This is a genomic window from Stenotrophomonas maltophilia group sp. msm4, from assembly GCF_032025605.1.
GTDB lineage: Bacteria > Pseudomonadota > Gammaproteobacteria > Xanthomonadales > Xanthomonadaceae > Stenotrophomonas > Stenotrophomonas sepilia.
In genome coordinates, this window is sequence record NZ_JAVSKK010000004.1 from 646,036 (window position 1) to 655,640 (window position 9,605).

Genomic DNA, 9,605 nt, shown 5'->3' on the forward strand with positions numbered 1-9,605 from the left:
CCGGCAATCTGGTGTAGGGAAACGTCTATTGTGCGGCCAGCGGGGTCCAGCGCCAACCGTTACAGGTGTTTTCAGTACGCACGCAGCCGGGACAGGCTGTTGCCCACGGGTCCCGGCCGCGACCAGTCGGTAGCGTATTGTCCGGACGATGTCCGCTTCATGTCGCCAGTGCGTCTGCAACCGGCTGCCAGGCCTGGCGCAGGCGCGGCAACGACCACGCCGCATTTGCCGGGCTGGTCGAGGGCAATGCAACCACCTGTGGCGGGGTCTCCAGCTGCGGCAGCACCCAGCGCTGGAACGCCTGCCATGATGCAGCGCCATTGCAGCCGATCAGCGTCAGCTCAGGCAACGTGGCGATCAGTTCCGGCAGTGCATTGGCCACTTCCGTGCCACGCACGATGTCCGCATCCAGGCTGCCTCGGCGCTCGCAGCGACCGATCACATCCCACAGACCGATGCCCGCGGCATTCAATGCCTGCAGCCGCGCGGCGTAGGCCAGATCCGCCTCGAAACCACAGAAGTCGGCCATCAGCGGCCAGAAGCGGTTGCGCGGATGGGCGTAATAGCGCTGCTCTTGCAGGGACGCCACGCCCGGCATCGAGCCCAGCAGCAGCACCCGGCACTCCAGGTTCACCTGCGCTTGCAGGCCAATGCACAACGTTGCTGTGCTCACATCTTCTCCAACTGCATGAATGTCCTCGAGCGCCAGAAACCCCATGAATAAAGGCATTCCGTACCCGTCGCTGAACAAGAAAAACTATTTTTTAACGTGCGTCGGATTCGATTCATGTTGGGGCGACTACGGTGTGCTCGCCCCGCAACCGGGGGCCCAAAACAAGAAACATTAGGAGATACCCCCATGCGCTCCATCCGTATCCTGAGTCTCGCCCTGCTGACCTCCGCCGCCTTCGCGCCGGCCGCTTTCGCCCAGGACAGCAGCAGCACCGACACCGCGTCGGGCAAGCATTTTGCCGTTGTTGGCGGCATCTCGCTGCTGGAACCGAAGAACGATCCGATCTCCGGCGTGAAGAAGACCGATGGTGGCCCGGCGCCGACCGTCAGCTTCAGCTACTACATCAACGACAACTGGGCCGTTGAACTGTGGGGCGCCGCTGACAAGTTCGACAACAAGTTCAAGGGCCCGAACAACGCCCGCCTGGGCTCGGTCGAGCAGCAGCCGGTCGCGCTGAGCGGCCAGTACCACTTCGGCCAGGCTGACAACGTGTTCCGTCCGTTCGTGGGCGTCGGCTACTACCAGTCGAGCTTCAGCAACGAGAAGCTGGGCAACGGCGCTGACACCGACATCCGCTTCAAGGATGCCAAGGGCGTGATCGGCACCGTCGGCGTCGACATGAACATCAACTCCACCTGGTTCGCCCGTGCTGACGCCCGCTACATGCGCGCCCGCCCGGACATCAAGGTTGGCGGCGAGAAGATCGGCGAAGCCAAGATGGATCCGTGGACCGTCGGCTTCGGCATCGGCGCCCGCTTCTGATCCAGGCTGCACCCGCTTCACTGATGCAACGCGACGGGCCCTTCGGGGCCCGTCGTCGTTTCCGTCACCGGCGTTCCGCGTGTAGAGCCGAGCCCGCGCTCGGCTGCTTTTTTGTAGAGTCGAGCTTGCCCGGCTGACCCGGAAAGCAGCCGAGCATGGGCTCAGCTCTACACAAACAGGACGCGAAGACACGATGGACGACGTCGACCTGCTGGTGATCGGTGGCGGCATCAACGGTGCCGGCATCGCCCGTGACGCCAGCGGCCGCGGCCTGCGCGTGCTGCTGTGCGAGCAGCACGACCTGGCCGCGCATACCTCCAGCGCCAGCAGCAAGCTGATCCACGGCGGCCTGCGCTACCTGGAACAGGGCGAGCTCGGGCTGGTGCGCAAGGCGCTGGGCGAACGCGAGGTGGTACGCCGGCAGGCGCCCCATCTGGTCCATCCATTGCGCTTTGTGCTGCCGTGGGAACCCCATCTGCGCCCACGCTGGATGCTACGCGCGGGACTGTGGCTGTATGACCACCTGGGCCGTCGCAGCCCGGCATTTCCCGCCTCGCGCGCCCTGGACCTTCAGCGCGATCCGCTCGGCCCCTGGCTTTCCCCGGATCTGCGGCAGGCCTTCAGGTACGCCGACGCGCAGGTCGATGACGCGCGACTGGTGCTGCTCAACGCCCTGGATGCCGCGCAGCGGGGCGCACAGGTGCGTGTACGCAGCCGCTGCATCGACCTGCAGCCCTTACAGGGCCGGTGGCAGGCCGTGCTGGAATCCGCTGATGGCCAGCAGCAGGTGACCGCGCGCGCCGTCGCCAATGCGGCAGGGCCGTGGGCCGGCGGCGTGCTGGAACGGATGGAGGCACGCAGTGGCGGCCCCGCGCTGCGGCTGGTACAAGGCAGCCACATCGTCCTGCACCGGCCCTGGCCCGATGACAGCGCGTGCCTGCTGCAGCAACCCGATGGACGCGTGGTGTTCCTGTTGCCCTTCGCCCACGACCACCTGCTGGTTGGCACCACCGACACCGACTATCGCGGCGACCCGGCGCGCTGCAGCGTGCTGCCTTCAGAGGTGGCGTACCTGTGCGAAGCGGCCAATCGCTACCTGCATGAACCCATCGCGCCGGAAGATGTGGTCTGGCAGTTCGCCGGTGTCCGCCCGCTGCTGGCCGATCCCGATCCGCGCGCGGCAAGACTCAGCCGCGATTACCGCCTGCAGCTGCAGGTGGACCCGGCACCGGCGCTGCATGTGCTGGGCGGCAAGCTGACCACCTACCGGGTGCTGGCCGAGGAAGCGCTGGAGCTGCTGCGGCCCGCCCTGCCGCAGATGGGAGCGGCGTGGACAGCAAACGGAGACCCGCTGCCAGGCAGCGACTGGGGCGACGCCGCGCAGGCGGGCGCGCATCTGCAGGTATCGGCACCCTGGTTGCCCGCAGGTATCGCGCGACGCTGGGCCGGGGCCTATGGCAGTCGCAGCGCGGAACTGCTGCAGGGTGTACGGGGCCTGCACGATCTTGGCGAGGCGTTTGGCGGCGGCCTGCATGCCCGGGAAGTGGCCTTTCTGCGCGAGCAAGAGTGGGCGCGCACTGCCGAGGACGTGCTGTGGCGAAGGAGCAAGCTGGGGTTGCGGCTGGACGCTGCGCAGGTGACACGGCTGCAGGCGTGGATGGAACACTCCACTGTGTAGAGCCGAGCCATGCTCGGCTGCGTTGTGCAAATGCAGCCGAGCATGGCTCGGCTCTACAGAGAGGAAGGTAAGTTACCCTGACTGCTCTACCGGAGACGCTGCATGACGCCCCGCTACGTGCTGGCCATCGACCAGGGCACCACCAGTTCGCGCGCGATCCTGTTCGACCGTGCCGGCGACATCATCGGCAGCGCGCAGCGCGAGTTCGCGCAGATCTTCCCGCAACCCGGCTGGGTCGAGCATGACCCGCGCGAGATCCTTACCAGCGTCTATGCCACGCTGACCGAACTGCTCAGCCGCGGGCAGATCGACCCGCGTCATATCGCCGCACTGGGCATCACCAACCAGCGCGAAACCACCGTGGTCTGGGACCGTGCCACCGGCCAGCCGATCCACAACGCCATCGTCTGGCAATCGCGGCAGAGCCACGCCATCTGTGAACGCCTGAAGTCCGAAGGCCATGAAGCGCTGATCCGCGAGCGGACCGGCCTGCTGATCGATGCCTATTTCTCTGCGACCAAGGTGCGCTGGATCCTCGACCACGTGGAAGGTGCGCAGCAGCGCGCCGAACGTGGCGAGCTGCTGTTTGGCACCATCGACAGCTGGCTGGTGTGGAACCTCAGCGGCGGCCAGGCGCATGTGACCGACTACAGCAACGCGGCGCGCACGCTGTTGTTCAACATCCACACGCTGGACTGGGATGACGATCTGCTGGCCCTGCTCGACATCCCGCGCGCGATGCTGCCGCAGGTGCGCGACTCCAGTGCGGTGTACGCACACACCCGGCCGCAGTTCTTCTTCGACCACCCGATCCCGATCGCCGGCATCGCCGGTGACCAGCAGGCGGCACTGTTCGGCCAGGCCTGTTTCCAGCCGGGCATGGTCAAGAACACCTATGGCACCGGTTGCTTCATGTTGATGCATACCGGCGCGCAGGCGGTGCGGTCGCGCAACGGCCTGCTGACCACCATTGCCTGGGGCCTGGACGGGCGCGTGGAGTATGCGCTGGAAGGGTCGATCTTCATCGCCGGCTCGGTGGTGCAGTGGCTGCGCGACGGACTGCGCATGATCGAACGCGCCAGCGACAGCCAGGCACTGGCCGCGCAGGTGCCCGACAGCGGCGGCGCCTATCTGGTGCCGGCGTTTGTCGGCCTGGGTGCACCCTATTGGCGCAGTGATGTGCGCGGTGCGATGTTTGGATTGACCCGTGGCACGCGCAAGGCGCACTTCGTGCGCGCCGCGCTGGAAGCGATGGCCTACCAGACCCGCGACGTGCTCGATGCCATGCAGTCCGATGCCGGTATCGCGCTGACCGAACTGCGCGCCGATGGCGGTGCGATCGGCAACGACTTCCTGGCCAGCTTCCAGGCAGACATCCTCGGTGTGCCGCTGCTGCGGCCGCGGTTGACCGAGACCACCGCGCTCGGTGCGGCCTATCTGGCCGGCCTGGCCGTCGGGTTCTGGTCCAGCCGCGAACAGATCGCTGCACAGTGGGGCCTGGACCGGCGCTTCGAGCCACAGATGGAGGTGTCGCGGCGCGAGAAGCTGTATGCGGGATGGCAGCAGGCGGTTGCCGCCACCCTCGCCTTCCACGTCGATTGAAACTGCAATGCCCTGCCCTGCCCTGCTGCGGCACGTGGAGTGACTCGGTAGAGCCGAGCCATGCTCGGCTGCCGTTGGTGAAATGCCGGAAACAGCAGGGCCGAGCGTGGGCTCGGCTCTACAGGGAAGGGAGTGTCGACCAAGGTCGACACCCACCATTCAAATCAACAGATCAGCCGCAATCAGAACGCCGGCAGCACCGCGCCCTTGTACTTGGTCTCGATAAAGGCCTTCACCTGCGGGCTGGTCAGGGCCTTGGCCAGCTTCTGCACACGGGCGTCGTCCTTGTTGTCCGGGCGCGCGACCAGGAAGTTCACGTACGGCGAATCCTTGCTCTCGATCGCCAGCGCATCCTTGGTCGGGTTGAGGCCGGCGTCCAGCGCATAGTTGGTGTTGATCAGGGCCAGATCGACCTGGTCCAGCACGCGCGGCAGCATCGCCGAGTCCAGCTCGCGGAACTTCAGGTTCTTCGGGTTGGCGGTGATGTCACGCTGGGTCGACAGCGCGTTGGCCGGGTCCTTCAGCTCGATCACGCCGGCCTTGTGCAGCAGGATCAGCGCGCGGCTGTTGTTGCTCGGATCGTTCGGGATCACCACGTCGGCACCGTCGCGCAGCTCGGCCAGCGACTTGACCTTGCGCGAGTACGCACCGAACGGCTCGATGTGCACGCCGATCACCTTCACCAGGTCGGTCTTGCGGTCGCGGTTGTAGGCATCCAGGTACGGCTCGGTCTGGAAGTAGTTGGCGTCCACCTGCTTCTGCACCAGCTGGTCGTTGGGCTGCACGTAGTCGTTGAATACGCGCACGTCCAGGTCCACGCCTTCCTGCTTGAGGATCGGCTTGACCACCTCGAGGATCTCGGCATGCGGCACGGCCGTGGCGGCCACCACCAGCTTCTGCGAGGGCTCGCCGGACTTGCCGCAGGCGGTCAGGGCCAGCGCAGCGGCGAGCAGGGACAGCAACAGGGTCTTCTTCATGGGGGACGGGGTTCTCGGGGGGAGTGTCAGGATTTTTCGTAGTTGCTCAGGGCCAGCTCAAGCAGCGCCTTGGCCTGCTCGCGCAGCATGATCGGCTCGATGATCTCGGCATCCGAACCATAGTGCAGCACGTCCATCAGCAACTCTCGCGAGACGCTGTACGGCACCTTCAGTTCGTAGCGGCCATCGGCCAGGAAACGACCCTGCTGCTTGGAATGCCAGTGCTCGTCGGCCACCCAGCGCGCAGCCTTGGCGCTGAACAGGATGGTCGCCCAGCCCTTCGGGGCACCCGAAAAAATGCCATAGCTGGCGCCGAGCTGCTCGTCCAGCTCGCTGTCGGCGACATCGCGGGCGGCATTGTCGATTACCCGTGCCTTGTGGATGCGGTCCACCGCGAAACTGCGCAGCGCCTCGCGGTCGTGGTCCCAGGCATCCAGGTACCAGTTGTCGCGATAGTGGGTCAGGCGCTGCGGCGAGACGGTGCGCTTGGTCGGCTCGTCGGTGGAGCGGGCGCGGTATTCGAACGCCAGCTGGCGGCGCTCCAGCACCGCCGAGGCCACGCTGCGGAAGCTGCCTTCGTCGAACTTGCGGCCACGGTGCGGAATCACCCGCACGCGGTCGACCGGCCAACTGGAAACACCGGCCTGCGCCGCCAGCAGGCTCTCGATGCGCTGCTGCAGCGGGGCCAGCACCGACGACAGCACGCCGCCGCCGGTACGCGCCAGCAGGTGCTGCGAGGCCAGCAGGGCATGCAGCTCCTCCGAGCTGAGCCACAGGCCGGGCAGCTCGAAGCGGTCGCTCTCGTCGGCCTGGTAGCGGAAGCCGGCCTCGCCGTCGCCCTCGATCGGTGCCATCAGCGCATCGCGCAGGAAGGCCAGGTCGCGATAGACGGTGGCACGGGAACAACCGAGCTTGTCCTGCAGGGTCGCCACCGTCACCGGATAGCGCGCGGACTTGAGCAGACGATGCAGGGCGGTGATGCGTTCGTATCGGTCCATACCCCCGATTATGTCCGAGTCGCGGGTCTTGTGTGGAACGTTTGGGCTATCGTGGTCGCCCCCACCCCATGGAATGCCCGATGCGCCGGTTGCCTGCCCTGTCCCTGCTGGCCTGCCTGCTGCTGGTCGCCTGCGATCGCGCGCCGGCGCCGGCGGGCCCCGAGGCCCCGGTACCCGCCGCCGATCCGGCACAGGCGGTGCTGGGCGCCAGCCAGCGTTTCGCCGCCCTGCGCAGCTTCCACGCCGAACTGGAGGTGCTGGGCGCGCCGCAGCGGGTACGCAGCGCCATGGACTTCGTTGCACCCGACCGTTTCCGGGTGGAGACCCCGGCCGGGCCGCAGACCATCATCGGCGACACCCTGTTCCTGCAGGCCGACGGTGCGATCCGCCAGGTGCCGGCCCCGCCCGGCCTGCTCGAGCAGTGGCGCAACCCGCTGCCGGCCGACGCCCTGCCCGCCGACCTGAAGGCCGAAGACCTCGGCAGCCAGGCGCTGGATGGGGTCGAGACCCGTCACTACCGGCTGCGCGGCAGCCAGCCCGGCGAACGCCTGGAGTACTGGGTGGATGCCCAGGGCCTGCCACGCCAGATCGTGCGCAGCGGCAGCAGCAATGGCCGCAGCTTCCAGCTGCGCCTGCGCTATTCGCGCTTCAACGACCCCGCATTGCGTGTCGATCTGCCCTGAATAGGCGATCGCGGCAACGTTCGCTGAAGCACGCTTTGGATCGATTCGGACCGCCATCACGCTTCCAGTATCATCACCGGCTGTTAACCGTTCCGGAGAAGCCTCGATGTCCCTGCGCGTGTCCCTGCTGATCCCCCTGCTGCTGTGTGCGCCGCTTGCATACGCGCAGGATGCCTCCGAACTGGCGGCGATGTCCTCGCCGTGGAGTGGCAGCGGCGGCGAGCTCGGCTTTGCCTCGGCACGCGGCAACAGCAGCACCGAGAGCTTCAACGGCCGCCTGCGCCTGCGCTACACCGACGGCGACTGGGTGCACAGCATGGACCTGTTCGGCCTGCGCTCCAGCTCCAAGGTGACCGAGACCAATGACGACGGCACCACCACCCGCCGCAGCAACACCACCGCCAACCGCTACACCGGCAGTGCGGGCAGCGCGCTGCAGCTGGGCGAGCACCGCCAGCTGACGGCCACGGTGCGTACCGAGCGCGACGACTTCGCCACCTACGACCGCCAGAGCTCGTTCGGTCTGGGTTACGGCACCCGCCTGTGGAACACCGAGCGCTTTTCGTTCGACGCGCAGATCGGCCCCGGCGTGCGCCGTACCCACAGCACCGAGGATGACCGCACCCGTACCGGCATGATCGGCCGTGGCCTGTTCGACCTGAAGTACTCGCTGACCGACAACACCGACCTGGTGAACACGCTGCTGGTCGAGTCCGGTTCGTACAACACCTTCGGCCAGAACGACTTCGGTGTCTCGGTGAGCATGAACGAGCACCTTGCGCTGAAGGCCGGCTGGCAGGCGCGTTACAACAGCGACGTCGCTGTCGACAAGCGCAAGACCGATACGCTGACCACGATGAACGTGGTCTACAAGTTCAAATAAGCAGAACGGGCGCCCAGGGCGCCCGTTCTTCTTCCGGTAGTGCCGGCCGCTGGCCGCGGCACTACCTGCGATGGCTCAGACGTTCAGCAGTTCGCCAGCACCATCGTCCAGCAGCAGCTTCGCCACCTGCTGGCCCAGCGCTTCCGGATCGCGGGCCGGACCCACCGCTTCGGCACGCACGGCGCGGCCATCACTGGCGCTGCCGACCAGGCCCTGCAGGTGCAGGTCGTCGCCCTGCCACTGCGCGATCGCCGCCACCGGCACGTGGCAGCTGCCATGCAGCGCGCGGTTCATGGCCCGCTCGGCTTCCACGCAGGCGCGCGTGGCGGCGTCATCAAGCGTGGCGAACAGCGCCATCAGGCGCGTGTTGCCTCCGTCGCACTCCACCGCCACCGCGCCCTGCGCCGGCGCCGGCAGCCACTGCGGCGGTTGCAGGCGCGCGACGATGCGCTCGCCCAGGCCCAGGCGCTCCAGGCCGGCCACCGCCAGCACGATGGCGTCGTAGCCACCGTTGTCGAGCTTGGCCAGGCGAGTATTGACGTTGCCGCGCAGGTCCAGCAGTTCCAGGTCCGGGCGCAGCGCGCGCAGTTGGGCCTGGCGGCGCAGCGACGAGGTGCCGACCCGCGCGCCGATCGGCAGCGCGTCCAGCGAGGCGTACAGGTTGGAGACGAAACCATCGGCCGGGTCGTGCCGGGTCAGCATCGCCGGCAGCGCGAAGGGCGCATCCAGTTCCATCGGCACATCCTTCAGCGAGTGCACGGCGCAGTCGGCCTCACCCCGCAGCATGGCCAGCTCCAGTTCCTTCAGGAACAGGCCCTTGCCACCGATGGCGGCCAGCGAGCGGTCCAGCACCTCGTCACCGCGGGTGCTCATCGGCACCAGTTCCACGTGCAGGCCGGGGTCGGCCTGGCGCAGGCGGTCGGCGACGTGTTCGCTCTGCCAGAGGGCGAGCGGGCTCTTGCGGGTAGCGATGCGGACAGTTTCCATCCGGTCATTATCGCGCCTTCGGCGCGGATACGGCCAACGGCGGAGCCCCTCGTGGCTGGCTGGGGGGCGTGAAAGCAACAGCCGTGCTTGGCCGGGCGGGAGGGACTGCGCAGGGGCCGCTGCAAGTACGTCCATGTAAGCTCGGTCGCCGCATCCATGCGGCTCACGCCCCTGCGCAGCCCCTCCCGCCCGACCTCTGGCAGTTTCCGTGTGCGCCAGCCACGGAAGATCAAAAGAAAAGAGCAGAAGCAAAAGCAACAGCCGGCCGCTTCCGGGGTCAGATCCCTTTTCCGCAGGAAAAG

The 9,605-nt window shown here is 67.2% G+C and carries 9 protein-coding genes; 5 read left to right on the plus strand and 4 right to left on the minus strand.

Going from position 1 to position 9,605, the window contains the following annotated elements; genetic code table 11:
• Positions 1-157: 157 nt before the first annotated feature.
• Positions 158-673 carry a DNA-deoxyinosine glycosylase gene (locus ROV93_RS21140; RefSeq protein WP_180890493.1) on the minus strand — a complete coding sequence of 172 codons (516 nt, stop codon included), beginning with the start codon at positions 671-673 and terminating at the stop codon, positions 158-160.
• A gap of 186 nt (positions 674-859) precedes the next feature.
• Here ROV93_RS21140 and ROV93_RS21145 point away from each other — a divergent pair, with 186 nt between their 5' ends.
• From ROV93_RS21145 to glpK, 3 genes are all read left to right on the plus strand, one after another.
• Complete coding sequence (locus ROV93_RS21145) at positions 860-1,495, plus strand: OmpW family outer membrane protein (protein WP_005419535.1); 636 nt, start codon at positions 860-862, stop codon at positions 1,493-1,495.
• A gap of 193 nt (positions 1,496-1,688) precedes the next feature.
• The gene (gene glpD, locus ROV93_RS21150; protein ID WP_072167225.1) at positions 1,689-3,173 is read left to right on the plus strand and encodes a glycerol-3-phosphate dehydrogenase; all 1,485 of its coding nucleotides are present in this window, start codon (positions 1,689-1,691) and stop codon (positions 3,171-3,173) included.
• 102 nt (positions 3,174-3,275) lie between these two features.
• Positions 3,276-4,775, plus strand: a complete 1,500-nt coding sequence (glpK, locus tag ROV93_RS21155; RefSeq protein WP_049413243.1) for a glycerol kinase GlpK — start codon at positions 3,276-3,278, stop codon at positions 4,773-4,775.
• 182 nt (positions 4,776-4,957) lie between these two features.
• Here the strand turns inward: glpK and ROV93_RS21160 are convergent, their stop codons facing one another.
• Together ROV93_RS21160 and ROV93_RS21165 are read right to left on the minus strand one after the other, a co-directional pair.
• Positions 4,958-5,752, minus strand: coding sequence for a MetQ/NlpA family ABC transporter substrate-binding protein (locus tag ROV93_RS21160; protein ID WP_049413241.1), 795 nt, complete (start codon positions 5,750-5,752; stop codon positions 4,958-4,960).
• 26 nt (positions 5,753-5,778) lie between these two features.
• Positions 5,779-6,750 carry a YafY family protein gene (locus ROV93_RS21165; RefSeq protein ID WP_061479894.1) on the minus strand — a complete coding sequence of 324 codons (972 nt, stop codon included), beginning with the start codon at positions 6,748-6,750 and terminating at the stop codon, positions 5,779-5,781.
• An 80-nt stretch (positions 6,751-6,830) separates the two neighbouring features.
• On the opposite strand from ROV93_RS21165, the gene ROV93_RS21170 reads away from it, so the two are divergent.
• Entirely contained in the window at positions 6,831-7,433 is a 603-nt protein-coding gene (locus ROV93_RS21170) for a hypothetical protein (RefSeq protein WP_072167226.1), read from the plus strand.
• A gap of 106 nt (positions 7,434-7,539) precedes the next feature.
• The gene (locus ROV93_RS21175; RefSeq protein ID WP_049413237.1) at positions 7,540-8,316 is read left to right on the plus strand and encodes a DUF481 domain-containing protein; all 777 of its coding nucleotides are present in this window, start codon (positions 7,540-7,542) and stop codon (positions 8,314-8,316) included.
• Between the two features lie 75 nt (positions 8,317-8,391).
• Here the strand turns inward: ROV93_RS21175 and hemC are convergent, their stop codons facing one another.
• A complete protein-coding gene (gene hemC, locus ROV93_RS21180) occupies positions 8,392-9,303 on the minus strand; it encodes a hydroxymethylbilane synthase (RefSeq protein WP_072167227.1) in 912 nt (303 codons plus the stop codon).
• Positions 9,304-9,605: the final 302 nt, after the last annotated feature.

Bases quoted from the DNA above. Each gene is read 5' to 3' on its own strand.
- ROV93_RS21145 (WP_005419535.1), top strand. From the start codon at position 860: ATGCGCTCCATCCGTATCCTGAGTCTCGCCCTGCTGACCTCCGCCGCC.
- glpD (WP_072167225.1), top strand. From the start codon at position 1,689: ATGGACGACGTCGACCTGCTGGTGATCGGTGGCGGCATCAACGGTGCC.
- glpK (WP_049413243.1), top strand. From the start codon at position 3,276: ATGACGCCCCGCTACGTGCTGGCCATCGACCAGGGCACCACCAGTTCG.
- ROV93_RS21160 (WP_049413241.1), bottom strand. From the start codon at position 5,752: ATGAAGAAGACCCTGTTGCTGTCCCTGCTCGCCGCTGCGCTGGCCCTG.
- ROV93_RS21165 (WP_061479894.1), bottom strand. From the start codon at position 6,750: ATGGACCGATACGAACGCATCACCGCCCTGCATCGTCTGCTCAAGTCC.
- ROV93_RS21170 (WP_072167226.1), top strand. From the start codon at position 6,831: ATGCGCCGGTTGCCTGCCCTGTCCCTGCTGGCCTGCCTGCTGCTGGTC.
- ROV93_RS21175 (WP_049413237.1), top strand. From the start codon at position 7,540: ATGTCCCTGCGCGTGTCCCTGCTGATCCCCCTGCTGCTGTGTGCGCCG.
- hemC (WP_072167227.1), bottom strand. From the start codon at position 9,303: ATGGAAACTGTCCGCATCGCTACCCGCAAGAGCCCGCTCGCCCTCTGG.